This is a genomic window from Streptomyces sp. NPDC058373 (assembly GCF_042723275.1).
GTDB lineage: Bacteria > Actinomycetota > Actinomycetes > Streptomycetales > Streptomycetaceae > Streptomyces.
Map to the genome: position 1 here is coordinate 79,478 of NZ_JBHXJE010000001.1, position 25,020 is coordinate 104,497.

Here is a 25,020-nt window from a genome sequence, read left to right on the forward strand (position 1 = left end):
GCGGGGGCCGCCTGGGGGGTGTCTGACAGATCCCGAACACCGCGGACACCGCCCAGGATTTGTCAGACACCCCCTAATATCTGGCCATGGCAGAGACGGCGAGTGGTGTGACGGGCGGTGCGGCGGCGCGGGGCGGGCGGTGGGCGCCGGGCACGCCGATCCTGTGGCGGTACCGGGAGAACGCCGGGGAGCGGTTCCACATCTGCCGCCCGGTGACGGTGGTCCGCGACACCGACGACCTGCTCGCGGTGTGGATGGCGCCCGGCACCGAGGTGGTCCGCCCCGTCCTCGCCGACGGCACCCCGCTCCACCGCGAGCCGCTGACCACGCGCTACACCAAGCCCCGCGCGGTCCGCCGCGACCGCTGGTTCGGCACCGGCGTGCTGAAGCTGGCCCGGCCCGGCGAGCCCTGGTCGGTGTGGCTCTTCTGGGAGCCGGGCTGGCGGTTCAAGAACTGGTACGTCAACCTGGAGCAGCCGCTGCGCAAATGGGCGGGCGGCGTCGACTCGCAGGACCACTTCCTGGACATCGCGGTGGCCCCGGACCGCAGTTGGCGCTGGCTGGACGAGGACGAGTTCGCCGAGGCGCAGGCGGCCGGGCTGATGGCCGCGGAGCAGGCCCGCGCGGTACGGGAGGCGGGGGCGCGGGCGGTGGAGCGGATCACCGCGTGGGAGGCGCCGTTCAGCGGCGGCTGGCCCGAGTGGCGGCCCGACCCGGGATGGCCGGTTCCCACGCTTCCGGACGACTGGGATCGCACACCCGTCCGCATGGGGCCGTGAGACCCTTGCTTGGGGCCCGTACTTCAAACGTAGGATCGTCGTCCGCAAGGAGACAGCAGCCGCCGGGCCGGTACCGGACGGTCGCACCGCACGACATGGCGGCGCCGGCCCACTCGCCGTCGCGGGACGCCACGCGCAGGGCACACAGGGCATACAGCACCGAGGGGCGGGACACGACGTGAACGAGGGTCCAGGGCAGCGGGAGAACGGTGCGGCGGCGGCAGGCGGTTACGCCGCGGGCCTGGTCGTCGACCGGGCCGGGCAGGCCGAGGCGTTCGACGCGATAGGCAAGCGGTACGACGAGGCCTTCCCCCACAAGGAGGGCCAGGTCGCCGCCGTGCAGCGCCTGCTCTCCGCACTCCCCGCCCGCGCGCGGGTCCTGGACGTCGGCTGCGGCACCGGCCTGCCGACCGCCGGCCAGCTCGCCGACGCCGGGCACCGGGTGACCGGCGTCGACCTCTCCGCCGGAATGCTGGAGCTGGCCCGGGCCAACGTCCCCGGCGCCGAGTTCCACCACCGCGACCTGGCCACGCTGAGCGCCGAAGGGCCCGGCGGGCTCGGCCGGTTCGACGGCGTCACCTGTTTCTTCACCCTGCTGATGCTGCCGCGCGAGGAGATCCCCCTCGCCCTCGGCATGCTGCGCTCGCTGCTGGTGCCCGGCGGCCACCTGGCCCTGTCGATGGTCGAGGCCGACCTGGACGACGCGGGCATCCCCTTCCTCGGCCACACCCTGCGGGTCTCCGGGTACCTCCGGGAGGAGCTGCGCCGGGTGGTGACCGAGGCGGGCTTCGAGATCACCGGCGAGGACGACTACGCCTACGCGCCGGCCAGCACCGACGCCCCACCCGAGTACCAGCTCTTCCTGAACTGCCGGCGCGACTGACACGGCGCAGCCCCGGACGGACGGATTCGACACGCGTGACGGAGCACCCCACCTCCCACGAGGGCGGGCAGCCGCGAGCTGCCGGCCCGACCGCCCCCGCCGACCGGCGCGGGGCTCGCCTGCGTACCCCCGATCCGGCCGAGGCGCCGGACGGCCCGGAGCCGGCCGGTCCACCGGAGCGCGGCCGCGCCGAGGACGCACCCGTGCCGCCGCCCGCCAAGGGGCGGCGGCGCCGCAAGGGCGGCTCCCGGCGCGCGGCGGCCTTACCGGCACAGGACTCCCCCGCCCCCGCCGAGCGCTCCGGTGGCGGCCGCCGCCGCTCGGGCCGCTCCGGGCAGGGCGCCTCCGACGCGCCCGTCGAGCACGGCGCCACCCCCGCGCAGGCGGGCCCCGGCGCGGCCCGGGGCTCCCGTGAGGAGCCGCCGCCGGGCAGCCGCGGCGGGCTCGGCGACGGCGGACAGGTGCCGGGCCAGCTGCCGGGCACGGCTCGGCGCGACGGCGACCGGCTGCGGTTCGTCGGCGCGGCCACCCGGCGCATCGCCCGCGGCATCGACCCGGACGAGATCGTGATGGGCCTGTGCCGGGCGACGGTGCCGACCTTCTCCGACGCCATCCTGGTCTACCTCAGCGACCCGCTGCTGGTCGGCGACGAGCGGCCGACCGGACCGCTGGTGCTGCGGCTGCGCCGCACCGACCGGCTGCGGCAGCTCGGGGAGAGCGAGGACGACGGCAACGGCTCGCCGGCCGCGCAGATCCCGCTCTCGCCGGAGGCGCTGCTCTCCCCGGAGCTGTGCGAGGTGCGCCCCGGCGGTGCCCTCGCCGAGGTCCTGCGCGGGGTGCGCCCGGTCTTCTCGGAGGCGCCCACGGCCCGTGCCGCCCTGCCCGAACTGCTGGGCGAGGGGCGGACGGTGCCCGGCGGGATGCACACCATCCTGGCGCCGCTGCGCGGACGCCGCCGGGTGATCGGCGCGGCCGTCTTCCTGCGCAGCCCGGACCGGCCCGCCTTCGAGCAGGACGACCTGCTGGTGGCGGCCCAGCTGGCGACGCACAGCGCGCTCGGCATCGACAAGGCGGTGCTGTACGGCCGCGAGGCGTACATCGCCGACGAGTTGCAGCGCACCATGCTCCCCGAGACCCTGCCGAAGGCGACCGGGGTGCGGCTGGCCAGCCGCTACCTGCCCGCCGCCGAGACGGCCCGGGTCGGCGGCGACTGGTACGACGCGATCCCGCTGCCGGGCTCACGGGTGGCGCTGGTGGTCGGCGACGTGATGGGCCACTCGATGACCTCGGCGGCCATCATGGGCCAGCTGCGGACCACCGCGCAGACCCTGGCGGGGCTCGACCTGCCGCCGCAGGAGGTCCTGCACCATCTCGACGAGCAGGCGCAGCGGCTGGGTTCGGACCGGATGGCGACCTGTGTCTACGCGGTCTACGACCCGGTGTCGCACCGCATCACGGTGGCCAACGCCGGGCATCCGCCGCCGGTCCTGCTCCACCTGGGCGGCCGCGCGGAGGTGCTGCGGGTGCCGCCGGGCGCGCCGATCGGCGTCGGCGGCGTCGACTTCGAGGCGGTGGAGCTGGACGCGCCGGCCGGGGCGACGCTACTGCTGTACACCGACGGGCTGGTGGAGTCGCGGCTGCGGGACGTGTGGACCGGCATCGAGCAGTTGCGGGAGCGGATGGCGGCGACGGCGCGGCTGACCGGGTCCGACCATCCGCCGCCGCTGGAGGCGCTCTGCGACGACGTGCTGGACATGCTGGGTCCGGGCGACCGCGACGACGACATCGCGCTGCTCGCGGCCCGCTTCGACGGGATCGCCCCGAGCGACGTGGCGTACTGGTTCCTGGACCCCGATCCGGCGGCGCCCGGCCGGGCCCGGCGCCTGGCCCGCGCGGCGCTGGCGCGGTGGGGTCTTCAGGAGCTGACGGACTCGGTGGAGCTGCTGGTCAGCGAGGTGGTGACCAACGCGGTCCGGTACGCCTCGCGCCCGGTGACGCTGCGGCTGCTCCGTACCGACGTGCTGCGCGTCGAGGTCGGCGACGACGTGCCCCAGCTCCCCCGGCTGCGGCAGGCCCGCGCCACCGACGAGGGCGGGCGCGGCCTGTACCTGGTCAACAAGGTGGCCCGGCGCTGGGACGCGACCCGGCTGAGCAACGGCAAGGTCGTCTGGTTCGAGCTGTCGATGCCCTGACCGCACGACGGAGCCCGGCTCCCTTCCGCGGGGAAGGGAGCCGAGCTTGGTCGCGCGCGGGGACCGCCCGTGCTACTCCTCGGCGCCGGGCGCGCCCGGCTCGATGGTGGGCAGCTCCGGGCCCGGCGGCGTCTCCGGGGGCGACTCGGGCGCCGACGGCTCCTCGGAGGGATCGTCCGAGGGACCCGGGTCAGTCGGCTCGTCGGAGGGCGGCTCCTCGGTGGGCTCCGGGTCCTGGGTGGGTTCGTCCGGCGTCGTCTCCTCGGGCTCCGGCGGCGTCGTCGGCTCGGGCTCGGGCGGCGGGGCGACGCCCGCGCCCATGTCGGTGTCGAGGTCGAAGGCGGTCGGGGTGCCCATCACGTCGAAGGTGTAGTCGGCCCATATCTGCGCGGGGAACCCGCCGCCGTTGACCCGGCCGCCGCCGGCCGCGCCGTACAGCGAGACCTGCTGGCCCTTCTTCTCCATGTCCTCGCCGAAGAGGCCGACGGAGGTGACGAGCTTCGGGGTGAAGCCGGTGAACCAGGCGGACTTGTTGTCGTCCGAGGTGCCGGTCTTGCCCGCCACGCCCTGGGAGGGGTTGCGGACCGCCGCGCCGGTGCCGTCGTCGACGACGCCGGTGAGCACGGAGGTGACGGAGTCGGCGGTGGAGCGCTTGAGCACCTGCTCGCCGACGGCCTTCGGCAGGTCGACGGAGCGGTCGCGGTTCTCGGCGCTCTTGAGCACGGCCGGGGTGACCAGCTTGCCGTGGTGGGCGAAGGTCGCGTAGACCCCGGCCATCTCCAGCGGGCTGGCGCCCATCGAGCCGAGGGTCTGGGCGGGGACCGCCTCCAGACCGTCGACGTCCATGCCGAGGTCGCCCGCGGTCTTCATCACCTTGTCCATGCCGACGTCGACGCCCATCTGCGCGAAGACGGAGTTGATGGACTTGTTCATCGCCTTCTGGACGGTGACCGGGCCGTAGTCGACGTCGTCCTCGTTGGGCGGCGCGTACGGCGTGGGCGAGCCCTCCAGGGGCCGCTCGCTGGTGCCGTCGTAGATGGTGCCCGCGGTGATGGGCTGGCCGTCCTGAGTCTCGGCACCGCTCTCCAGGGCGGAGGCGAGGATCAGCGGCTTGAAGGTGGAGGCGGCCTGGTAGTCGCGGCGGGTGGCGTTGGAGAGCTGGTGCTCGACGTAGTCGCGACCGCCGTAGAGGGCGAGGACCTTGCCGTTGCGCGGGTCGACGGAGGCGGCGCCGGTCTGGACGCGGGCGTCGACCTTGCGGGCCTTCGGGTCGAGCTTGTCGTTGAGGGAGCTGTCGACGGAGCGCTCCAGCTCACGCTGCTTCTTCTTGTCGATGTTGAGCGTCATGGTCCAGCCGCCGGCCTCGACGGAGGTCTGGGCCTCCTCGGCGCTGGCGCCCTCGGCCATGAGCTGCTTGCGCAGCGCGGTGTTGGCGGCGTTGACCAGGTAGCCCTTCTGGCCCTGGAGGCCGGGGGCGGGCTTCGGCTCGTCGGGGACCGGGAACTCCTGCTTTGCCGCGGTCGCCTTGTCGAGCCAGCCCTGGTCGACCATGTTGTCCAGGACGTACCGCCACCGCTCCTTGACGAGCTTCTTGCCGTTGCCCGAGGCGACGGCCCAGTCGTACTGGCTGGGGGCCTGGAGGAGGGCGGCGAGGTAGGCGCCCTGGGAGACGGTGAGGTCGTCGGCGTCGACGCCGTAGTAGGCCTGGGCGGCGGCCTGGATGCCGTGCGAGCCGCGGCCGTAGTAGCTGGTGTTGATGTAGCCGGCGAGGATGTCGTCCTTGCTCATCCGCTGGTCGACCTTGAGGGCGATGACCAGTTCCTTCACCTTGCGGCTGACCGTCTGGTCGGAGGTGAGGTAGTAGTTCTTCACGTACTGCTGGGTGATGGTCGAGCCGCCCTGCTTGCCCTTGCCGGAGACGGTGTTGACCAGTCCCCGGGCGGTGCCCTTCAGGTCGATGCCGCTGTCGGTGTAGAACGTCTTGTTCTCGGCTGCCACGAACGCGCGCTGCACGCCCTTGGGTATTCGGTCGAGCCCGACGATCTCCCGGTTGACGGTCCCGGTGTGGGTGATCTGGGAGCCGTCGGCGTACTTGTAGACGTTGCTCTGGCGCTTGGCGTCGGCGTTGCCCTCGGGGACGTCGACGGCCAGGTAGAGGCCGACGAAGCCCAGCATGCCCAGGAGGCAGACGGTGAAGAAGGCGCCGAGTAGTTTCCTGAGCGTGAAGAAGCGGCGTATGCCGCCCGACGAGCGCGCCCGGCCGTCGCCGTCCCGCCCCGCTCGTCCTTCGTCCGATCGGCTCATGGTGAGTCGCTCCGCTTCTTTCCGCTCCGAGATCCCCGGGGTGTACGGGGTCTGATCCCGCCCGGCTGGACCGGACATCCGCGCTGCGCGGCTACCCGCGCCCTGCGGTCACACCCGTCCGGTCAGCTTTGAAAGCTAACACCGCGGCGGAGGACAAATGGCTGCCGATCCACCCTTTTCCGGACGTGAGAATGAGCACCCGCGGCCAAGGGAACCGACTCACGAACCGGCCCCAGGGTTGCCGCGACCACATATTTCCGGCCACGAGCCGCCAATGGAGGCCGTGCCCCCTCCCGATCGCGCGGGGGTGGCGTGACGGCTGCCACTCCGCTAAAGTGATATCAGTTTGCTTCGACGGTGCGAGCAGCCCGTCGGTCCGGACGCTCCTGTCCGGCCGCGAGCACCGCCACCGGGCGCGCACCGCCAGGCGCGCGCCGACCACCGAGCCGCCCGCGGCGACCGACCGCGGACGACCTCGACCGACCGCGGGACGACCACCGCGGCACCGACCACAGAAACGGGGACACCGTGACCACCTCCTCCCACACCCCAGCCGCCGACCCCGCGCCGGACCTGCCCTCCATGCCGCAGCCGAGCGTCCGCGAGTTCAAGGCGCACAGCATCGGCGGGGCGATGGCCCTGCTCCTCGGCCTCCTCGGCCTCGTCGTCGGCGCCGGCCTCATCGTCTTCGGCGCGGCCGCCGAGGCCAACGCCGCCAAGGCCGTGCTGATCATCGTCGGCATCCTGGTCGCGATCGGCGCCTTCCTCGCCATGTGCGGACTGAACATGGTGGCGCCGGGCGAGGCCCGCGTCGTCCAGCTCTTCGGCCGCTACCGGGGCACCATCCGCACCGACGGCCTGCGCTGGGTCAACCCGCTCACCACCCGCGAGAAGATCTCCACCCGCGTCCGGAACCACGAGACGGCCGTCCTCAAGGTCAACGACGCCTACGGCAACCCGATCGAGCTGGCCGCCGTCGTCGTCTGGAAGGTCGAGGACACCGCCCGCGCCGTCTTCGAGGTCGACGACTTCCTGGAGTTCGTCTCCACCCAGACCGAGGCCGCCGTCCGCCACATCGCCATCGAGTACCCCTACGACGCCCACGACGAGGGCGGCCTGTCGCTGCGCGGCAACGCCGAGGAGATCACCGAGAAGCTCGCCGTCGAGCTGCACGCCCGGGTCGAGGCGGCCGGCGTCAAGATCGTCGAGTCCCGCTTCACGCACCTCGCCTACGCCCCGGAGATCGCCTCGGCGATGCTCCAGCGCCAGCAGGCCGGTGCCGTCGTCGCCGCCCGCCGCCTGATCGTCGAGGGCGCGGTGGGCATGGTCGAGCAGGCGCTCTCCCGCATCCAGGAGGACGACATCGTGGAGCTCGACTCCGACCGCAAGGCCGCCATGGTCAGCAATCTGATGGTGGTCCTCTGCGGCGACCGGTCCGCCCAGCCGGTCGTCAACACGGGCACGCTCTACCAGTGACCGGGGCGACGGAGGACGGAGCGGCCGAGCGGCCGCGGCGACCCCGGCAGCAGCGCAAGCAGGTCCTGCTGAGGCTCGACCCGCTCGTCCATGACGCCCTCGCCCGCTGGGCCGCCGACGACCTGCGCAGCACCAACGCGCAGATCGAGTTCCTCCTCCGCCGCGCCCTCTCCGAGGCGGGCCGCCTCCCCGGAGCCACCGGCCCCCTGCCGCGCCGGGGCCGCCCGCCCCGCCGCGACGAGCCCCCCGCGGAGAGCTGACCTCCGCCCGCAGCACCACCCCGAGCCGGGTGGGCCGAGCCTTCGGCCCACCCGGCTCGGGCGTTCCCCGGCGCGGACGCGCGGGCGCGCCTTCCGGCATCCCGGCCCTCTTCCCCGTACCGGACGGAACGGCTCCCCCCACTATTCACCGCAGGTATACACCCCCTGTACAGCGCTCGCCCTGTCCGTCGGTCACACCCTGCTCGGCCTGTGGAGTCCGGCCCCCGCCACGGCTACGACCTCAAGCGCGCCTTCTCGGCACCGTCAACGTCTACGTGACCCGCCCCGGCCCCTTCAAGGGCGGCATCCGCCCCACCACCGAGCTGCACGTCGCCGACTGCGCGACCCTGCGCGAGCTGGGCCCGGATCGACCGGTGCGCCGACGGCGACACCTTCGTCGCGCACAGCCCCGACGAGGAGATGAACGACTGGGTCGACGACACGGCGCGGCCCGGAGAACCGGTCAACCAAGCAGTGCGGGAGCCCCGGCGGGTCCTGGCGGCACTGGCCGCCTTCGGCACCCGGCGCCGCACGCCGGCCTGGTCGGTGCTGTGGCGGACGGCGATCCCGGTGACCCTGGGCATCGCCCTCGCCGTGGGCGGCGGGCTGGGGCTCGGCGCGTCATGACGCGGGTCGTCGGCAAGCGGGTGGCCTACTGGTGGGTCTTCTGGCCGTACGCGGCGACGGGCGCCGGGGTGATCCTGCTGACCGCGCTCGCCTCGCTGCCGCCACTGCCGCGGATGACCCGGCCGGACGGGCTCCAGAGCGAATGACCCGGTAGCGGCGGGCCGACGACGCGCGGGAGCACCCCACCGCCTCCGGTGGGGTGCTCCCGTGATGATCCGGCGTCACCGGGGGCGTGTCACGCGCCCGCCAGGACCGCCTCGGAGTCGAGCGTCGCGCCGACGGCCTGGAGGACGGCGGCGATCTTCACGGCCTCCTGGATCGTCTCGCGGTCGACCCCGGCCTTGCGCAGCACCTGCTCGTGCGAGTCGAGGCACTGGCCGCAGCCGTTGATGGCGGAGACCGCGAGCGACCAGAGCTCGAAGTCGACCTTCTCCACGCCCGGGTTGCCGATGACGTTCATCCGCAGACCGGCGCGCATCGTCCCGTACTCGGGGTCCGACAGCAGGTGCCGGGTCCGGTAGAAGACGTTGTTCATCGCCATGATGGCGGCGGCGGACTTGGCGGCCTGGTACGCCTCGGGCGACAGGTTGGCCTTGGCCTCCGGCTCCAGCTCGCTGAGCACCTTCGGCGAGCGCGAGGCGATCGCGCAGGCCAGCACGGTGCCCCAGAGCTGCTGCTGCGGGAGCGGGCTGTTGCCGATGACGGAGCCCAGGTTGAGCTTCAGGTCCTTGGCGAAGTCCGGTATGGCGGACTTGAGTGCGTCGAGAGCCATGGAGTTACCTCACTCGCCCGAGAGGAGCGCGACCGGGTCCAGGGTCTCGTCGCCCTGGGTCCAGTTGCACGGGCAGAGCTCGTCCGTCTGGAGGGCGTCGAGGACCCGGAGGACCTCCTTGGGGTTACGGCCGACGGAGCCGGCGGTCACCATGGTGAACTGGATCTCGTTGTTCTGGTCGACGATGAAGACGGCGCGCTGCGCGAAGCCGTCCTCGCCCTCGATGCCGAGGTCACGCATGAGCTCGTGCTTCGAGTCGGCCAGCATCGGGAAGGGCAGGTCGGTCAGGTCCGGGTGGTCCTTGCGCCAGGCGTGGTGCACGAACTCCGAGTCACCGGAGAAACCGAGGATCTGGGCGTCACGGTCGGCGAACTCCTCGTTCAGCTTGCCGAACGCGGCGATCTCGGTCGGGCAGACGAAGGTGAAGTCCTTCGGCCACGCGAAGACGATCTTCCACTTGCCCTCGTAGGTCTTGTGGTTGATCTGCTCGAACTCCTTGCCCTTCTCCAGCGAGACGCAGGCCGTGAGGTCGAACTCGGGGAACTTGTCACCGACAGTGAGCACTGTGGTCCTCCGGTAGAACTGAGGGGTTGGACTGTGGCCCAGCGTGCCACACGGGAGATCATGCCGAGAAATCGATCAGTTCCGTTCCACCGATAAGGCGAACAAATCAGTTGCCCGCATGTCACCAGCGGTTTTCCCCGAGATTGCCGGACCATTCCCGATCGGCCCGGCGCGGCGCGCCGTCGGCGGAAGAGGGCGAACCGCGACCGCAACTGATCGGAACGAATCATTCCATGCCCTGAGTGCCACCTCTTACGGTCACCCTCCGCTTCGAAGAGACCCAACAGCTCCGCCGCGCCGCCACCAGGCGCGCCCGCCCGGCCGCCCCGGCCCGCCCCGCTCGCCCGCTCCCCCTTGGCGTGGCGGGCATCACCGGCCGCCCGGCCTCCGGCGCCCGTAGGCTGGAGCAGCGGCGGGCGGGACCGCCGAAGACCCGCCGCCGACGGCAGCGGCCCGCCCCACCCAGCAGCCCCGCCCGGAGACCTTGAGCCCCATGCACCACAGCACCACCGCCCCGGCCCGCCCCGGCCGCGCCGCCAAGGGCCCGACCCTCGCCCAGCTCCGCGCCTTCGCCGCCGTCGCCGAGCACCTGCACTTCCGCGACGCCGCGGCCGCCATCGGCATGAGCCAGCCCGCGCTCTCCGGCGCCGTCTCGGCCCTGGAGGAGATCCTCGGCGTCACCCTGCTGGAGCGCACCACCCGCCGCGTCCTCCTCTCCCCCGCCGGGGAGCGGCTCGCGCCGCGCGCCAAGGCCGTCCTCACCGAGGTCGGTTCGCTGCTGGAGGAGGCCGAGGCGGTGCGCGCCCCCTTCACCGGCACCGTCCGGCTCGGCGTCATCCCGACCGTGGCGCCCTACCTGCTCCCCACCGTGTTGGGCCTGGTCCGCTCCAGCTACCCCCGGCTGCAGCTCCAGGTCCACGAGGAGCAGACCTCCTCGCTGATCGAGGGCCTGCTCGCCGGCCGCCTGGACCTGCTGCTGCTCGCCACCCCGCTCGGTGTCCCCGGTGTCACGGAACTCCCCCTCTTCGACGAGGACTTCGTCCTGCTCACTCCGCTCGACCACCCGCTCGGCGGCCGCGAGGGCGTGCCCCGCGAGGCGCTGCGCGACGTCGACCTGCTCCTGCTGGACGAGGGGCACTGCCTGCGCGACCAGGCGCTGGACGTCTGCCGCGACGCCGGGCGCACCGACCGCCCGGTGACCACCAGCGCCGCCGGCCTCGCCACCCTGGTCCAGCTGGTCGCGGGCGGACTGGGCGTCACCCTGCTGCCCCGTACCGCCCTCATGGTCGAGGCGAGCCGCAGCTCCCAGTTGCTCACCGGCACCTTCACCGCCCCGGCCCCCCGCCGGAGCGTAGGCCTCGCCCTACGCTCCGGCGCAGCCCGCACCCACGAGTACGAGGAACTGGCCACCGCCCTCCGCAAGGCCCTCCACCCCCTACCGGTCCGCCTCCGGGAAGCCTGAACCCCCGCCCCCGCCCCGCGGCAGCGGCCCTCTCACTTCCCGCCCGGCCGCACACCCTCCCCGGGCTCGGCAAGCCCCACCCCACCCGGCTCGCCCTCACTCTCCCCCGCCGGAGGCGCATCCTCCCGGTCCGGCCCGTCCCCGCCGACAGGGGCGACCGGCAGCGCGGTCGAGCCGTGCGGCCCGGGCGCGGTCCGCAGCGCGGTCTCCCGGCTGTAGGCACGCAGATATCCGACGACCGTGTTGAGGACGGCCACCAGCGGCACCGCGACGACGGCGCCGCCGATCCCGCCGACCAGGCCACCGGCGGCGACCGCGAGGACCACCGCGAGCGGGTGGACGCGTACCGCCCGGCCGAGGATGAACGGCTGGAGGATGTGGCCCTCGATCTGCTGGACGACGAGGACCACCGCGAGCACCAGCAGCGCGGTGACGACGCCCTGCGTCACCAGCGCGACGACGACGGCCAGCGCACCGGAGACGACGGCGCCGACCAGCGGGATGAAGGCGAAGAGGAAGATGAAGACGGCGAGCGGAACCGCCATCGGCACGTCGAGGAACCAGATGCCGAGGCCGATGAAGATGGCGTCGATGAGGGCGACCATCACCGTGCCGCGCACGTACGCGGTGAGGGTCCGCCAGGCGCGCGGCCCGGCCCCGGCCATGCCCGGCCGCGCCTGCGCGGGGACCAGGTGGAGGGTCCAGCGCCAGATGCGCTTGCCGTCGTAGAGGAGGAAGAGGGTGGAGAACATCGCCAGCACCATGCCGGTGAGGACTTCGAGCAGGACGGTGACGCCTTCCAGCCCGGCCGAGGTCAGTTCCTCGGTGTTGGTGCCGACCGCGTCGCGCAAGGTCTTGGCGATGTCGTTGATCTGATCCTCGGTCACGTGGAACGGGCTGTTGAGCAGCCAGCCGCGCAACTCGTCGATGCCGTCCTGGACCTGACTGGAGAGCGTGTCGATGTTCTCCATCACCTGCCAGACCACGAACCAGCCGACCAGCCCCATGATGACGAAGCCGAGTACGGCGGTGACGGCGGTCGCCGCACCCCTGGGCATCCCCATCCGCCGCAGCGCGGTGACGGTCGGCTGGAGGAGGGCGGTCACCAGGAGGGCGGCGACGAAGGCGAAGACGACCAGCTGGACCGAGGAGATGATCTTCATCAGCACCCAGAGGGCCCCGGCGAGCACCAGCAGCCGCCACCCTGCCTCGGCGGCGACCCGCATCCCCCACGGCACGGCGTCGACCGGCTCGGGGCGGGCGGAGACGGCCGGCGCGTAGGCCGGCGGGGCCGGTACGTGGGCGGCGTCGGCCGAGGCGTCCCGGCCGCTCTTGACGAGGGGGGCGGCGACGCCGACCGGGGGCTCCACCGGCTCGGGAGGTCTGGAGGGACGTTCCGGCGCCTCGGAGACGTCACGTGCGGCGGCGTCCTCGGCCGCCTCGGCGCGCGCCCGGTGCTCGTCGAGCCGCTCACCGATCCGCGTCAGCTCGGCACCCGCGCGCTCCAGCCACCCTGGCAGTCGTGACATCGTCTTCCGTCCCGTTCCTCGTCCCCGTCCCGCAGTCCTCGTGCTGCTGCCCCGAGAACGCGAGGTCGACCGTACATGGCGGCGGCCCCTCACCGTAGGGACGGTGAGGGGCCGGGAAAGGTTGACGGTCCGAAGCCTGTGTGAGACGTCCGACAGCCGGTCCTTTTCGAGAGATCTGGGAGGACCTGAAAGGGCCTAGTACCAGTTGTTGGCCTGCCAGAAGCTCCAGGCGCCGCACGGCGAACCGTAGCGCTGGTCCATGTAGTTGAGGCCCCACTTGATCTGGGTGGCCGGGTTGGTCTGCCAGTCGGCTCCGGCCGAGGCCATCTTGGAGCCGGGCAGCGCCTGGACGAGGCCGTAGGCGCCGGAGGACGGGTTGCTGGCCCGGTAGTTCCACGTGGACTCGTGGTTCACGATGTTGCTGAAGCACTGGAACTGGTCCGCCGGGACCATCTGCCGCGCCATGGCCTGCACCTGGGCGACCGTGTACGAGGACTGGGTGGCGAAGCTGGTGGCGTCGCGGGTCTCGGAGCGGCTGGCCTTCTCCTCGGCCTCCTTGCGCTCCTCGGCCTCACGCTCGGCCTGCTTCGCCGCCTTCTCGGCGGCGGCCTTCTTCTCCGTCGCCGCCTCGGCGGCGGCCTTGCGGGCCGCTTCCTCCACGGCCTTCTTGGTGACGGCATCCGCGGCGATCGACTGCGCGTCGGCCTGCTGGGCCAGCGACGCGGTCTGCACCTGGGCCTGGTGGCCCGCCGGGATGTCCGCGAGAAGAGTCGCCTCGCCTGCGGCTGCCTCGAAGTCGTTCGCGGGCTGCTGGGCGCCGCCGGAGGCAACGCCCACGACTGCACCGACAGTGGTGACCGCCGTGGCCGATGCCACAGCGAATCCCCGGACCGAGATCCGGCTCACACGGTTTCCTTCCAGCGTCGTCCGCATGGGTGACCTCGCGGACGCAATCGTGCCCCTGGCACTGGCTTCCTTTCGCACGTGGTCACGGGAAGCACGGACCCGACAGGGCTCCCCCACAAGTGCGAGGAGCGCCCCGTGTAGCTCGGGCGGCATACGGCGTCTCTATGGAGTTCTCGACCTACTTGGTACTGCTAGGGGTACCGCGTGCCGTATGCGGGGCCTGACAGGAGCAAGACTCTGCCGGACGCCCCGGTCGCAAGGCAATTCTCTCCCGCGTGTTTAACCTCACACGTTGTTTGACCCAAGGGGTTGATGGAAACGCACACGCGGCAAAGCGCCGCCGGGCTAGGCTGCTTCGCCTTCCCCGGCGGCGCTCTGTACCACCAGTACTACTTTTCAGACCTACCGATCAAATGGCCTACGCCACTTCGGCCCCGGTGCCCAACTCCCCCCGGTTCAGGAAGCTTCGGGTCACCCGATCGGCTCCCTTCACAGCTGGCCGTCCTCCAGCATCTCGGTCACCAGGGCGGCGATCCGGGAGCGCTCGGAGCGGGTCAGCGTCACATGGGCGAACAGCGGGTGGCCCTTCAGCTTCTCCACCACCGCGACCACACCGTCGTACCGGCCCACGCGCAGGTTGTCTCGCTGGGCGACGTCGTGCGTGAGGACCACCCGTGAGTCGGCGCCGATCCGCGACAGCACGGTCAGCAGGACGTTCCGCTCCAGGGACTGGGCCTCGTCGACGATGACGAAGGCGTCGTGCAGGGAGCGGCCCCGGATGTGGGTGAGCGGCAGCACCTCCAGCATGCCGCGGGCCACGACCTCCTCGATGACCTCGCGGGTGGTGACGGCCGAGAGGGTGTCGAAGACCGCCTGCGCCCAGGGGCCCATCTTCTCGGCCTCGCTGCCCGGCAGGAAGCCGAGCTCCTGCCCGCCGACGGCGTACAGCGGCCGGAAGACCATCACCTTCTTGTGCTGGCCGCGCTCCAGCACCGCCTCCAGACCCGCGCAGAGGGCGAGCGCCGACTTGCCGGTGCCGGCCCGGCCGCCCATCGAGATGATGCCGATCTCCTGGTCGAGGAGGAGGTCCAGCGCGATCCGCTGCTCGGCGCTGCGGCCGTGGATGCCGAACGCCTCCCGGTCGCCCCGGACCAGGCGCACCTGACTGGTCTCGGTGACCCGCCCGAGCGCCTTGCCGCGCTCGGACTGGATGGTCAGGCCGGTGTGCACCGGCAGCTCGGCCGCCTCCGGCACGAGCAGGGTCTCCTGCTCGAAGAGCAGGTCGACCTGCTCCCCGGAGAGGGTCAGCTCGGCCATCCCGGTCCAGCCGGAGTCGGTGATGGCCAGCTCCGCCCGGTACTCCTCGGCGAGCAGACCGACCGACGACGCCTTGATGCGCAGCGGCAGGTCCTTGGAGACGACGGTGACGTCGAACCCCTCGGCCTGGAGGTTCCGGGCGACGGCGAGGATGCGCGAGTCGTTGTCCCCCAGGCGGTAGCCGGCGGGCAGGACGCCCGGATCGGAGTGGTTCAGCTCGACACGGAGGGTGCCGCCGAGCTCCCCGAGCGGGATGGGGGCGTCGAGGCGGCCGTAGCGGACCCGGAAGTCGTCCAGCAGGCGCAGGGCCTGGCGGGCGAAGTAACCGAGCTCCGGGTGGTGCCTCTTGGCCTCCAGTTCCGTGACCACGACGATCGGGAGCACCACTTCGTGCTCGTCGAAGCGGATCATGGCGTTCGGGTCGGCCAGCAGCACGCTGGTGTCGAGAACGTAGGTGCGCCTGTCGGACATGCGGCGCTTTGAGCTGTTCACCACGGAAGGACGTACCCCCTCGGATGAGGTCGGGGTGCGACGGCGTCGCGGGGGCCTCCCCGGGGACGGAGGTGTCCCGGGGAAGAGGACGGGCCGGGCGCGGCCTCTGCGCGGGCCGTGCTCCGGCCCTCCGCTCCGTCCGTGCCGAGGGCTCGGTCGAGGTGGTGCAAAGGGCCTCCCGGGCGGACGGCCGGGCCGTCCGCTGAGCTCCGACGCCCGCCCCTGCACTGCCCGGGCGCCGGCCTGGCAGTGATATTCCCTCCTTGCCGCCGCACCATGCGTGGTGCGTTCACGCACACGGATGAACTCCCGGTGCCGGAGGGTGGTCCGGTACCGGGAGTCCAGGTGGCGCGGCGAGGAGGGGTGCGGGTCCGTCAGCCCCCGAACCGGCGGTTGCGGTACGCGTAGTCGCGCAGCGCCCGCAGGAAGTCGACCTTGCGGAAGGCCGGCCAGAAGACCTCGCAGAAGTAGTACTCCGAATGGGCGCTCTGCCAGAGCATGAAGCCGGAGAGGCGCTGCTCGCCACTGGTGCGGATGACGAGGTCCGGGTCGGGCTGGCCGCGCGTGTAGAGGTGCTCGGAGATGGATTCGACGGAGACGGTCTCGGCCAGCTCCTCGAAGGAGGTGCCGCGCTCGGCGTGGTCCAGCAGCAGCGAGCGGACGGCGTCGGCGATCTCCTGGCGGCCGCCGTAGCCGACGGCGACGTTGACCAGTATCCCCTGGTTGGCGGCGGTGGCCTCCTCCGCCTCCTTGAGGACGGTGCGGGTCCGGTCGGGCAGCATGTCGAGGGTGCCGACGTGGTGGACGCGCCACCGTCCGTCCGCGGCGAGGCCGCGGACCGAGTCCTCGATGATGCCGAGGAGGGGGGTCAGCTCCGACTCGGGCCGGTCGAAGTTGTCGGTGGAGAGCATCCACAGCGTGACGACGCGCACCTTGGTCTCGGCGCACCAGCCCAGGAACTCGGCGATCTTGTCGGCGCCCGCCCGGTGGCCCTGCGCCGTGGTGCCGCCAGAGGCCTTGGCCCAGCGCCGGTTGCCGTCGAGGATGACCCCGATGTGCCCGGGGACCTGGTCGTGGTCGAGGCGGCCTTCCACCCGGCGTGCGTAGAGTTTGTACACCAGGTCGCGCAGATTCACGTCTGTTCACCCCTCCTGGGATCGACCGGTCACCGGAGCCGACACACTATCGCTGTGCCGGTCGGGGCCGTCGTCGGGTTTGTCTCCGCTCCTCCTCGCGGGAGCGGACTCCTGGCTCGCCCGGCCTGGCGGACGCGCGGACCGCCGGGCCCCGCCGCGGCCTGCCGGTCCGTGACCGGCCCGACGCCGGCGGCGTCCCGGGCGGAGACGGCTCCGCACCCCGGGGAGGGGGGGACGTTCCGGAGAGGTGGCGCGTGTCCTGCTGCTCGCTCCGCGCGGTGCGTGGCCGCGTCGGGATGCGCCGGGTTCGCCGTGGAGACGATAGCACCGCGCCCCGGGGCCACGGAGGGGCGGCGGCCGCGCGGCCGCGCCCCAACTCCCCCGGTCGGCAAGGCACCGGGCGCCTCCGGCACCTCGGCCCGTACCCACCGCCCGTCCCGCCGGAGAACCGGAAGGAACTCCTTCGGAGCAACCGGCTCCCCTGACGTAGTTTCGTGACCATGACCGACACGTCTGCTTACACGGCCGCGTCCGACCGCTACGACTCCATGGAGTACCGGCGCACGGGCCACAGCGGCCTCAAGCTCCCGGCCATCTCCCTGGGCCTGTGGCACAACTTCGGCGACGACCGCTCCCTCGACTCCCAGCGCGCGATCCTGCGCCGCGCCTTCGACCTGGGCATCACCCACTTCGACCTGGCCAACAACTACGGCCCGCCGCCCGGCTCGGCCGAGCTGAACTTCGGCAAGCTGCTGAAGCAGGACTTCGCCCCCTACCGCGACGAACTGGTCCTCTCCACCAAGGCCGGGTACCTGATGCACCCCGGGCCGTACGGCGAGTGGGGTTCGCGCAAGTACCTGCTCTCCTCGCTCGACGCCTCGCTGAAGCGGATGGGCACCGACTACGTCGACATCTTCTACTCGCACCGCTTCGACCCTCAGACTCCGCTGGAGGAGACGATGGGCGCGCTGGCCAGCGCGGTGCAGCAGGGGAAGGCGCTCTACGTCGGCGTCTCCTCCTACAACAGCGAGCAGACCGCCGAGGCCGCCCGCATCCTGCGCGAGATGGGCGTGCGCCCGCTGATCCACCAGCCGTCGTACTCGATGATCAACCGCTGGACCGAGGAGGACGGCCTGCTGGACACGCTGGAGGCGGCCGGGATGGGCTGCATCTCCTTCGTGCCACTGGCGCAGGGGCTGCTGACGGACAAGTACCTGAAGGGCATCCCGGAGGGCTCGCGCGCCACCCAGGGCAAGTCCCTCGACCCGAACCTCCTCTCCGAGGAGGTCACCCGCCGCCTCAACGGGCTCAACGACATCGCCGCCGGCCGCGGCCAGTCGCTGGCGCAGCTCGCGCTGAGCTGGGTGCTGCGTGACGAGCGGATGACGTCGGCGCTGATCGGCGCCTCCAGCCCGCGCCAGGTGGAGCAGAACGTGGCCGCGCTCTCGGGCCCGAAGCTCACCGACGAGGAACTGCGCGAGATCGACTCCTTCGCCGTCTCGACGCCGGGCACCAACATCTGGGCCGACCGGGGCTGAGCCTCACCGCTCCCCGCCCCGCACAGCGGAAAGGGCGCCCCTCCTTCAAGGAGGGGCGCCCTTCGCGGTACGAGCGGTGCGCGCCGTACCCAAGAAAGCGGGCCGGTCCGTGGGGGGGGTTACGGACCGGCCCGAGGGGGGGTTTCCACCATAACCCTTCGTAAGTGATGCTGCGTGCATTCCGGCGGGAAAATTACGCTCCGGAGTTGCCCAGCGACGCATCGAGGAGCCTCCGCCCGGCGTGCGAGCCCCCTCCCACCGGGGGTTTCCCCCACCTCGGAGGCACGCGGGGCACGGGTGACGCGGGGGGCGAGATCCACTCGCAAGGGTTACGTCGGCTGCGGTCCTCGACTTGACGTACCCGGACCGGAGCGGGGGCGGGCCGAGCGGGTGTGTCGCGCGGCCCCCTCCTCCGCACGACACCCCGGGCCCGTGGTCCGCGCCGGAGGCGCTCGGTCCGGCTCGAGGCACGGACCCGCGACCTTTGCTGGCGCGAATTTCGTTGGTCTGAACCTACGTGAGGACCAGCCGTCCCACGAGCCCCGTTCGATAACAATGCGGAATCACCAACTCCGTCCGGGGTGTTCTGCCCGGTTTTCCCCCCCTGGCGCCCCGTCACTCCGCCCCAGCGGGCTGCCGCTCCCACGACACACCGGCCGCGAAGGCGTCCAGAGCGGGCAAGGCGGCCAGCACTCGCCGGGGATCGGGGGCCAAGACCGCGATCAGCACGTCCACCCCGCGCTCCTCGTCCCGGAAGGCGTACCGCACCCCGGCGATGATGGTCTGCTCCCCCTCCATCGGGCAGTTGCGCGAAAGCCCGGTCGACGCTAACCCGGATCGTCTCCTGGGTGCCCTCCCGCATGGGTATCCGTACCCGTTCCGGGGGCGTCACCAGCCGGTACCCCCTCGGCGCGACCGCCGTGGCCTCCTGCTCGCCGCTCACTTGCCTTGCTCCTTTCCCTGTTCTTCTCCTCGCTCGCCTCGGGTCCTGTCCGCCACTCGGCCGCCCCGGCGCTTCTTCCTGCCGCGCGGGGCCGCAGCCTCTTGGGCTCCTCGGGTCGACCCGCTCGCGGCACGGTCGGGGTACACCTTGGGGATGCGGCGCAGCACCATGGGCACCATCAGGACGCAGACGCCCCCGGACAAGAGGGCCTCGGGGCCCGTCGGCGGGGCGGGGTCAGGACGGGCGGACGGTGATGGCTCCGTGGGAAGTGCGCAGGTCCAGGCGGTATTCGCCGTGCGGGTCGTCGGTGAGGGTGACCCTCTTCGGGCCGTGGGCGGTGTCGGCGGCGATGCGGTAGGCGGCAGGTGGGGCCGAGACGATGATCGAGCCGTTGGCCGTGGTGGCGGTGATGTCCTGGGCGGTGGCGGGGATGACGTCGACGGCGCCGTCGCCGGTACGGACGCTGATGCCGTCGCCGTGCAGGTCGCGTCCCTTGACCCGCCCGTCGCCGGTACGGACCACCACCTTGCCGGTCGCCCCGGTCACCTGGACCGCGCCGTCGGTGGTGGCGACGTCGACCGCGCCCACGTTGGCCAGGGTGATGCGCCCCGAGCCGGTCCTCCCGCTGACCGGGAGACCGGCCGGGAGGTCGACGGTGTACGCGACCGAGCACTCCCGGCCGCAGCCGGAGAGGGTGAGGACGCCGTCCTCGACCCGGTGGGTGGCGCCCTCGGGCCGGTCGCCCTGGTAGCGCAGGGCGCGCTGGACGCGGACCGAGGTGGTCGCGCGGTCGCCGCGCAGGGTGACGGCTCCGGCGGCCGAGTCGATCCGTACCGAGCTCACCTCGCCGGTCACCCGGTGGTCGTCGCGGGCCTCGTCGGCCCGGGCGAGGCCGCAGGCGGTGAGGCCGCAGAGAGCCAGGGCGAGAGTGGCGGCGAGCCCCGTCGTGAAGGCAGCCGAACGGTGGGTGCGGCGCATGCGGGTCCCCCTGTGCTCGTACGCCTGGTCGTACGCGCCAAGTCCCCCCGGGCGCGCGGGCCGGTCCTCGTCGGCCCCTCTTCGACGTTAGGTTCCCCGCCCGCGCGGATCCATGGGGATACCCCCCGGTAAGGGGGCAGGGGACCCCTACGGGTGCGTGCGCGGGGGTGCCTCCCCGAGTGCGCGCCCCGCCCGGTCGCGGCGTCGGCCGACACGCCATCCGTCGGCGCAATCGGGCAGGGCGCGCGGGAGCGGCGGGACCCTGGGCGGGGTCCGGCGGGCGGTCCGGGTGCGGCGGTGCGAGGAGGGCGTGGTGCGGGGAGCGGGCGACGGGGCCGGGCGCGGGGCGCGTTCGGGGGCGCTTGGAGTGCGTGGGGCGCACCGGGTGCGCGTGCGGTGAGTTCCGTACCCGAGGACCCCTCGGCGGCCGTCGCCCCCTCCCGTGAGCAGCTTCCCGCCGCCTCGCTCATGGCGGTGGGAAGTCCGATGCGGCTGACGGCGCTCTCCGACGGGATCTACGCCATCGCGATGACCCTGCTCGTCCTCGACCTCTCGCTCCCCGAGGGCCTCGACCCGGCCGAGTTCCGGCGCGAACTCGGCGACATGATCCCCCAGTTCCTCGCCTACGCCTTGAGCTTCACTCTGCTCATCGGCTTCTGGCAGGACCAGCGCCGTATCCATCTGCTGGTGCGCCAGGTCGACGAGGGGTTCATCCGGCTGACCGCCCTCGGGCTCGGGGCGGTGGCGCTGGTGCCCTTCCCGACCTCGATGCTCTCCGACTACACCGGGGAGCCGTTGGCGGTGGCCCTGTACTCGGCGGTGATCGCCTTGATCGACCTGATCCACCTCGCCCAGTTCACCCTGCTGCGCCGCCGCCCTCTCCTGCGGACCCGCGCCGTTCCGGCCCGCCTCGCCTGGGGTTTCAGCGCGGAACTGGGCTCCACCATCCTGGTGTTCGGCTGCGCCGCGGTCATCGCCCTCTTCGACCCGGCTGTCGCGATGTACAGCTGGTTCGCCTTGATTCCGCTCAAGGTGGGCGTGGGCAGGGCCAGCCGGGTTCGGGCCGGCTAGGCACTGGGCTGGGCTTCGGCCGTGCCGGTCAAAGACGGCCTCAAGCGCCGGCCGGGCTGGTTGTGGCTGCGCCGGCGTCCGAGGCACCGCGAGCGGGCCGGGGCCCAAGCGCTAAGGGGTGAGGGCCAGTAGGAAACGGGTGCGGGCGTCGTCGCGCCGGGCCCGTACGGCGGAAGCGGCGAGCAGGGCGCCGAGCGCCCGCACCCAGCCGTGGAGCCGGTCGGCCGAGAGGCCCGGGACCAGTTCCACGAGAAGCCCGACCCGCTCGTCCAGGACGTCCACGCCCACCACCCCGTCGAGAGCCCAGTCGACGGCGTCGAAGTCGGGGTCGCCCCACGCGGGCCGCGGGTCGATGGCGACCAGGCTCCCGTCGGGACCGTGCAGCACGTTGCCGGGGTGCAGGTCCCCGTGGACGAGTCGGCCGACGGGCGCGGACGCGGCCAATTCCAGGGCCTGCGCCCGGGCCCGGCGGAGCCGGATCTCGGCGGCGGGCCCGTCCGGCCCGGCCCGCCGCAGCGCGAGGTCGAAGAGGAGGCCGACCCGGTGCGCGAGCGGCCGCAGGGCCGAGCCCTCGCCGGGTGGCTCGGCCGGACCGCCCTCCCGCAGTTGGCGCAGCAACTCGCCCACCCGGCCCAGCTCCCAGCCCTGTCCCCGCACGGGCGTCCCCGGCTCCACCGCGTCGAGCAGCAGGGCTCCGGCGCCGGGGTCCGCCGCGAGGAGCCCGACGACCGCGGGCGTCCGCTCCCACGCCGTCAGCGCCTCGGCCTCCTCGGCGGCGACCCCCGGGTCAGGCGTCACCTTGAGCCACACCGCTCTGCCGTCCTCGCGCCGTCGGCCTCGGAACACCCGCGAGGTCCCCCCGCCACCTGCCGCCAGCAGCTCCAGTCCCCAGCGGTCGGCGAGAGCGGCGACCTGGGCCGGGAGCGCGTCGCACCAGGCGTCCGCGTCCGGGCCGAAGCGGGCGAGGAGGCGGGCGCGGGCAGGCGGCGGAAGGACGGTGAGGCGGGTGTCGGGCATGGGTGCTCCCTCCGAGCGGGGGCCGCGGGCTGCGAGGAAAGTGGGGCGCGGCGACGGGCTTCGGTCGAGTAGCGTGCCAGGTATGTCGAGTCCTGAGTCGGACAGGGTCGGGGCTTTCGGTCACACGCCGTCAGCCCCCTGAACCCCTGAGTCCATAACCCGCCGTCGCGCCACTCCGCGTGACGTGGCGGGTCACCCCCGTGGGGGGCTGGCCGTGGTGACGAGATGCCTTCTCGTACCTCTTCGCCTCGGAGCCCACTCGATGCCTCTCCCTCTCCATCTGCTCGCCCTGGCGGTCTTCGCCATGGGTACCTCTGAATTCATGCTGGCCGGCCTGTTGCCGGACATCGCCTCGGACCTCGGCGTCAGCGTCGGGACGGCGGCCGCGCTGACCTCGGCTTTCGCGGTCGGCATGGTCGTCGGCGCTCCGCTGGTCGCCGCGCTCGCCCGCAACTGGCCCCGGCGCGCCAGCCTTCTCGTCTTCCTCCTCGCCTTCGCGGCGGCCCACGTCGCGGGCGCGCTCACCACGAGCTTCACGGTGCTGGTCGCCGTCCGGGTCGTCGCCGCGCTCGCCAACGCGGGGTTCCTCGCCGTCGCCCTGACCGCCGCCGCCTCGCTGGTCCCGCCCGCCCGCAAGGGACGTGCGCTGGCCGTGCTGCTGGCGGGCACGACGATGGCCGTGGTCGCGGGTGTCCCCGGCGGCGCGGTGCTCGGCACGCTGCTGGGCTGGCGGGCCACCTTCTGGGCCGTCGCCGCGCTCTGCCTGCCCGCGGCGCTCGGCATCCTGGTGGGGGTGCCGGCCGGACGCGCGGAGGACGGGGCGGCCGGGAGGCCGACCCTGCGCGCGGAACTCGCCCAGCTCGCCGGGGGGCGGCTGATCCTGGTGATGCTGCTGGGCGCGCTGGTGAACGCGGCGACCTTCGGCAGCTTCACCTTCCTCGCCCCGGTGGTGACCGGCACCGCCGGACTGGGCGCGTGGTGGGTCTCCGTCGCCCTGGTGCTGTTCGGCGCGGGTTCCTTCGTCGGCGTCACCGTCGCCGGACGCCTTTCCGACCAGCGCCCCGGTGCGGTCGTCGCGGTCGGCGGTCCGCTGCTGGTCACCGGCTGGGCGGTCCTGGCGGTGCTGGCCCACGTACCGGCCCTTCTGCTCCTCCTGCTCTTCGTGCAGGGCGCGCTGTCGTTCGCGCTGGGCAGCACCCTGATCGCCCGGGTCCTCCACGAGGGAGCGGGGGCCCCGACCATGGCCGGGTCCTACGCCACGGCGGCCCTCAACATCGGCGCCGCCGTCGGCCCCCTGATCGCGGCGACCACCCTCACCGCCGGACTCGGGAACCGGGGACCGCTCTGGGCCAGTGGCCTGCTCGTCGCCCTCTCCCTGCTCGTCGCGCTGCCCTTCCGCGGCGTGGTGGCGCCCGGTGGGCGGGGGCCGGGCCGGTAGGGCGTACGCCAGCGACGCCCATGTACGCCGGAGCGGGCGAGGAGTCGCGCGTCCCCCGGACCGCGGAGACGCTCACCGCGGTCCGGGAGTGCCGCATGCCGATCAGTGTCGACAAGGTCCCGGCCGGGCTGGCTGATCTCGCCGGGTCCGCGGCGGTGTCGCTCCGTGGAAGGGGTTTGGAGAACCGGGGCGTGCGTGCCGCCGTGGATCTCGTCCTCGGCATCTTCCGGACCGACGGGGCCCGGACGCCAAGCGCCAGGCCGCACGCGTCCTGTGCCGGGCAGCCGGGCCCCACCCGCGGTCCTGGGCGGACGAGCCGCTGTACGACGCGCGTTGCTGGAAGGGTTCCCGTCCTGGCCGAGCGAGGCCGAGGCGCTGGGGCGCCTCCCCCGCTGACGTCCTCGCCGGGTCCCGCCGAAGCTCCCCGGCGGGCCGGCCGGGGAGCTTCGGGGCGCGGGGCTCAGTTGAGGGTGTCCGGGTCCGGGCCCGTGCGCAGGCCCTCGTCGAGGGCGGCGACGGCCGCCATCTCGTCGTCGGTGAGGGTGAAGCCGAAGACGTCGAGGTTCTCGCGGATGCGGGAGGGGGTGACGGACTTGGGGATCACCACGTTGCCGAGCTGGAGGTGCCAGCGCAGCACGGTCTGGGCCGGGGTGCGGCCGTGGCGGGCGGCGATGGCGGTGACCGTGTCGTTCTTCAGCAGGGCGCCCTGCGCGAGGGGGCTCCACGCCTCGGTGGCGATGCCGTGTTCGGCGTGCAGGGCGCGCAGCTCGGCCTGCTGGAGACCGGGGTGCAGTTCGATCTGGTTGACCGCGGGGACGATGCCGGAGGCGTCGATGAGGCGGTTCAGGTGGGCGGGCTGGAAGTTGGAGACCCCGATGGCGCGGGTGCGGCCGTCGGCGAGCAGCTTCTCCAGGGCGCGCCAGGTGTCGAGGTAGCGGTCCCGGGCCGGGGTCGGCCAGTGGATCAGGTACAGGTCGACGTGGTCGAGTCCCAGCTTGGCCAGCGAGGCGTCGAAGGCGGCGAGGGTGGCGTCGTACCCCTGGTCGTCGTTCCACAGCTTCGTGGTGACGAAGAGTTCGTCGCGCGGGACGCCGGAGTCGGCGAGGGCGCGGCCGACGCCCGCCTCGTTGCCGTAGACGGCGGCGGTGTCGATGGAGCGGTAACCGGACTCCAGGGCGGTGGTGACGGCGGCGGTGGTCTCGTCGTCGGGCACCTGGAAGACACCGAAGCCGAGCTGCGGCATGGTGACGCCGTTGTTGAGGGTGACGGCGGGGACGGGGGCGGGGGTGGTGGTGCTCATGGTCCTTCTTCTTCGTCGGTCGGGGGCGGGGGTGAG

At 72.9% G+C, this 25,020-nt stretch carries 22 protein-coding genes; 11 read left to right on the top strand and 11 right to left on the bottom strand.

Translation table 11 applies throughout. The features are described 5' to 3' along the window. The first annotated feature begins 86 nt into the window (after positions 1 to 86). The 3 genes from ACFWMZ_RS00385 to ACFWMZ_RS00395 all read left to right on the top strand — a co-directional run bounded on the left by ACFWMZ_RS00385 (position 87) and on the right by ACFWMZ_RS00395 (position 3,854). Positions 87 to 779, top strand: coding sequence for a DUF402 domain-containing protein (locus ACFWMZ_RS00385; RefSeq protein WP_383180186.1), 693 nt, complete (start codon positions 87 to 89; stop codon positions 777 to 779). A gap of 178 nt (positions 780 to 957) precedes the next feature. Continuing rightward, positions 958 to 1,662, top strand: a complete 705-nt coding sequence (locus tag ACFWMZ_RS00390) for a class I SAM-dependent DNA methyltransferase (RefSeq protein WP_383180183.1) — start codon at positions 958 to 960, stop codon at positions 1,660 to 1,662. Between the two features lie 35 nt (positions 1,663 to 1,697). After that, entirely contained in the window at positions 1,698 to 3,854 is a 2,157-nt protein-coding gene (locus ACFWMZ_RS00395) for a SpoIIE family protein phosphatase (RefSeq protein ID WP_383180180.1), read from the top strand. Positions 3,855 to 3,926: 72 nt separating this feature from the next. On the opposite strand, the gene ACFWMZ_RS00400 is transcribed toward ACFWMZ_RS00395, so the two are convergent. After that, positions 3,927 to 6,158 carry a transglycosylase domain-containing protein gene (locus ACFWMZ_RS00400; RefSeq protein WP_383198902.1) on the bottom strand — a complete coding sequence of 744 codons (2,232 nt, stop codon included), beginning with the start codon at positions 6,156 to 6,158 and terminating at the stop codon, positions 3,927 to 3,929. A 582-nt stretch (positions 6,159 to 6,740) separates the two neighbouring features. On the opposite strand from ACFWMZ_RS00400, the gene ACFWMZ_RS00405 reads away from it, so the two are divergent. The 4 genes from ACFWMZ_RS00405 (at position 6,741) to ACFWMZ_RS00420 (ending at position 8,667) form a co-directional block, all read left to right on the top strand. Continuing rightward, positions 6,741 to 7,634, top strand: coding sequence for an SPFH domain-containing protein (locus ACFWMZ_RS00405; protein WP_383180223.1), 894 nt, complete (start codon positions 6,741 to 6,743; stop codon positions 7,632 to 7,634). Further along, entirely contained in the window at positions 7,631 to 7,894 is a 264-nt protein-coding gene (locus ACFWMZ_RS00410; RefSeq protein ID WP_383180174.1) for a hypothetical protein, read from the top strand. The genes ACFWMZ_RS00405 and ACFWMZ_RS00410 overlap by 4 nt, the downstream gene beginning before the upstream one ends. A gap of 420 nt (positions 7,895 to 8,314) precedes the next feature. Then, entirely contained in the window at positions 8,315 to 8,521 is a 207-nt protein-coding gene (locus ACFWMZ_RS00415; protein WP_383198904.1) for a hypothetical protein, read from the top strand. Continuing rightward, positions 8,518 to 8,667: a hypothetical protein gene (locus ACFWMZ_RS00420; RefSeq protein WP_383198906.1), complete on the top strand. Its 150-nt coding sequence runs from the start codon at positions 8,518 to 8,520 to the stop codon at positions 8,665 to 8,667. The genes ACFWMZ_RS00415 and ACFWMZ_RS00420 overlap by 4 nt, the downstream gene beginning before the upstream one ends. 89 nt (positions 8,668 to 8,756) lie before the next feature. On the opposite strand, the gene ACFWMZ_RS00425 is transcribed toward ACFWMZ_RS00420, so the two are convergent. Further along, positions 8,757 to 9,293, bottom strand: coding sequence for an alkyl hydroperoxide reductase (locus tag ACFWMZ_RS00425; protein ID WP_383180165.1), 537 nt, complete (start codon positions 9,291 to 9,293; stop codon positions 8,757 to 8,759). 9 nt (positions 9,294 to 9,302) lie between these two features. Beyond that, on the bottom strand, positions 9,303 to 9,857 hold the full coding sequence (locus tag ACFWMZ_RS00430; RefSeq protein ID WP_383180162.1) for a peroxiredoxin: 555 nt from the start codon (positions 9,855 to 9,857) through the stop codon (positions 9,303 to 9,305). A gap of 493 nt (positions 9,858 to 10,350) precedes the next feature. Between ACFWMZ_RS00430 and ACFWMZ_RS00435 the strand changes: the two genes are divergently transcribed. Beyond that, the gene (locus ACFWMZ_RS00435; protein WP_383198908.1) at positions 10,351 to 11,319 is read left to right on the top strand and encodes a LysR substrate-binding domain-containing protein; all 969 of its coding nucleotides are present in this window, start codon (positions 10,351 to 10,353) and stop codon (positions 11,317 to 11,319) included. A gap of 32 nt (positions 11,320 to 11,351) precedes the next feature. On the opposite strand, the gene ACFWMZ_RS00440 is transcribed toward ACFWMZ_RS00435, so the two are convergent. From ACFWMZ_RS00440 to ACFWMZ_RS00455, 4 genes are all read right to left on the bottom strand, one after another. Next, positions 11,352 to 12,848, bottom strand: coding sequence for an AI-2E family transporter (locus tag ACFWMZ_RS00440; protein WP_383180157.1), 1,497 nt, complete (start codon positions 12,846 to 12,848; stop codon positions 11,352 to 11,354). 195 nt (positions 12,849 to 13,043) lie between these two features. Beyond that, a complete protein-coding gene (locus tag ACFWMZ_RS00445) occupies positions 13,044 to 13,781 on the bottom strand; it encodes a lytic transglycosylase domain-containing protein (RefSeq protein WP_383180154.1) in 738 nt (245 codons plus the stop codon). A 462-nt stretch (positions 13,782 to 14,243) separates the two neighbouring features. After that, on the bottom strand, positions 14,244 to 15,566 hold the full coding sequence (locus tag ACFWMZ_RS00450; protein WP_383198910.1) for a PhoH family protein: 1,323 nt from the start codon (positions 15,564 to 15,566) through the stop codon (positions 14,244 to 14,246). Positions 15,567 to 15,937: 371 nt separating this feature from the next. After that, positions 15,938 to 16,699, bottom strand: a complete 762-nt coding sequence (locus ACFWMZ_RS00455; RefSeq protein ID WP_383180149.1) for an isoprenyl transferase — start codon at positions 16,697 to 16,699, stop codon at positions 15,938 to 15,940. Between the two features lie 500 nt (positions 16,700 to 17,199). On the opposite strand from ACFWMZ_RS00455, the gene mgrA reads away from it, so the two are divergent. Beyond that, complete coding sequence (gene mgrA, locus ACFWMZ_RS00460) at positions 17,200 to 18,237, top strand: L-glyceraldehyde 3-phosphate reductase (protein ID WP_383180146.1); 1,038 nt, start codon at positions 17,200 to 17,202, stop codon at positions 18,235 to 18,237. Between the two features lie 615 nt (positions 18,238 to 18,852). Here the strand turns inward: mgrA and ACFWMZ_RS00465 are convergent. Beyond that, a complete protein-coding gene (locus tag ACFWMZ_RS00465) occupies positions 18,853 to 19,035 on the bottom strand; it encodes a hypothetical protein (RefSeq protein ID WP_383198912.1) in 183 nt (60 codons plus the stop codon). A gap of 379 nt (positions 19,036 to 19,414) precedes the next feature. Then, positions 19,415 to 20,158 carry a DUF4097 family beta strand repeat-containing protein gene (locus tag ACFWMZ_RS00470; protein ID WP_383198914.1) on the bottom strand — a complete coding sequence of 248 codons (744 nt, stop codon included), beginning with the start codon at positions 20,156 to 20,158 and terminating at the stop codon, positions 19,415 to 19,417. Between the two features lie 396 nt (positions 20,159 to 20,554). On the opposite strand from ACFWMZ_RS00470, the gene ACFWMZ_RS00475 reads away from it, so the two are divergent. Beyond that, the gene (locus ACFWMZ_RS00475) at positions 20,555 to 21,229 is read left to right on the top strand and encodes a TMEM175 family protein (RefSeq protein WP_383198916.1); all 675 of its coding nucleotides are present in this window, start codon (positions 20,555 to 20,557) and stop codon (positions 21,227 to 21,229) included. A gap of 111 nt (positions 21,230 to 21,340) precedes the next feature. On the opposite strand, the gene ACFWMZ_RS00480 is transcribed toward ACFWMZ_RS00475, so the two are convergent. Then, positions 21,341 to 22,246 carry an aminoglycoside phosphotransferase family protein gene (locus tag ACFWMZ_RS00480; protein ID WP_383198918.1) on the bottom strand — a complete coding sequence of 302 codons (906 nt, stop codon included), beginning with the start codon at positions 22,244 to 22,246 and terminating at the stop codon, positions 21,341 to 21,343. A gap of 262 nt (positions 22,247 to 22,508) precedes the next feature. Between ACFWMZ_RS00480 and ACFWMZ_RS00485 the strand changes: the two genes are divergently transcribed. Then, positions 22,509 to 23,684, top strand: a complete 1,176-nt coding sequence (locus ACFWMZ_RS00485; protein WP_383198920.1) for a Cmx/CmrA family chloramphenicol efflux MFS transporter — start codon at positions 22,509 to 22,511, stop codon at positions 23,682 to 23,684. A gap of 460 nt (positions 23,685 to 24,144) precedes the next feature. On the opposite strand, the gene ACFWMZ_RS00490 is transcribed toward ACFWMZ_RS00485, so the two are convergent. After that, the gene (locus ACFWMZ_RS00490) at positions 24,145 to 24,984 is read right to left on the bottom strand and encodes an aldo/keto reductase (protein ID WP_383180128.1); all 840 of its coding nucleotides are present in this window, start codon (positions 24,982 to 24,984) and stop codon (positions 24,145 to 24,147) included. Positions 24,985 to 25,020: the final 36 nt, after the last annotated feature.

Coding starts and splice junctions, on each gene's coding strand:
- ACFWMZ_RS00425 (WP_383180165.1), bottom strand. CDS start 9,293: ATGGCTCTCGACGCACTCAAGTCCGCCATACCGGACTTCGCCAAGGAC.
- ACFWMZ_RS00405 (WP_383180223.1), top strand. CDS start 6,741: ATGCCGCAGCCGAGCGTCCGCGAGTTCAAGGCGCACAGCATCGGCGGG.
- ACFWMZ_RS00400 (WP_383198902.1), bottom strand. CDS start 6,158: ATGAGCCGATCGGACGAAGGACGAGCGGGGCGGGACGGCGACGGCCGG.
- ACFWMZ_RS00435 (WP_383198908.1), top strand. CDS start 10,351: ATGCACCACAGCACCACCGCCCCGGCCCGCCCCGGCCGCGCCGCCAAG.
- ACFWMZ_RS00485 (WP_383198920.1), top strand. CDS start 22,509: ATGCCTCTCCCTCTCCATCTGCTCGCCCTGGCGGTCTTCGCCATGGGT.
- ACFWMZ_RS00415 (WP_383198904.1), top strand. CDS start 8,315: ATGAACGACTGGGTCGACGACACGGCGCGGCCCGGAGAACCGGTCAAC.
- mgrA (WP_383180146.1), top strand. CDS start 17,200: ATGACCGACACGTCTGCTTACACGGCCGCGTCCGACCGCTACGACTCC.
- ACFWMZ_RS00445 (WP_383180154.1), bottom strand. CDS start 13,781: ATGCGGACGACGCTGGAAGGAAACCGTGTGAGCCGGATCTCGGTCCGG.
- ACFWMZ_RS00465 (WP_383198912.1), bottom strand. CDS start 19,035: ATGGAGGGGGAGCAGACCATCATCGCCGGGGTGCGGTACGCCTTCCGG.
- ACFWMZ_RS00385 (WP_383180186.1), top strand. CDS start 87: ATGGCAGAGACGGCGAGTGGTGTGACGGGCGGTGCGGCGGCGCGGGGC.
- ACFWMZ_RS00440 (WP_383180157.1), bottom strand. CDS start 12,848: ATGTCACGACTGCCAGGGTGGCTGGAGCGCGCGGGTGCCGAGCTGACG.
- ACFWMZ_RS00490 (WP_383180128.1), bottom strand. CDS start 24,984: ATGAGCACCACCACCCCCGCCCCCGTCCCCGCCGTCACCCTCAACAAC.
- ACFWMZ_RS00470 (WP_383198914.1), bottom strand. CDS start 20,158: ATGCGCCGCACCCACCGTTCGGCTGCCTTCACGACGGGGCTCGCCGCC.
- ACFWMZ_RS00480 (WP_383198918.1), bottom strand. CDS start 22,246: ATGCCCGACACCCGCCTCACCGTCCTTCCGCCGCCTGCCCGCGCCCGC.
- ACFWMZ_RS00420 (WP_383198906.1), top strand. CDS start 8,518: ATGACGCGGGTCGTCGGCAAGCGGGTGGCCTACTGGTGGGTCTTCTGG.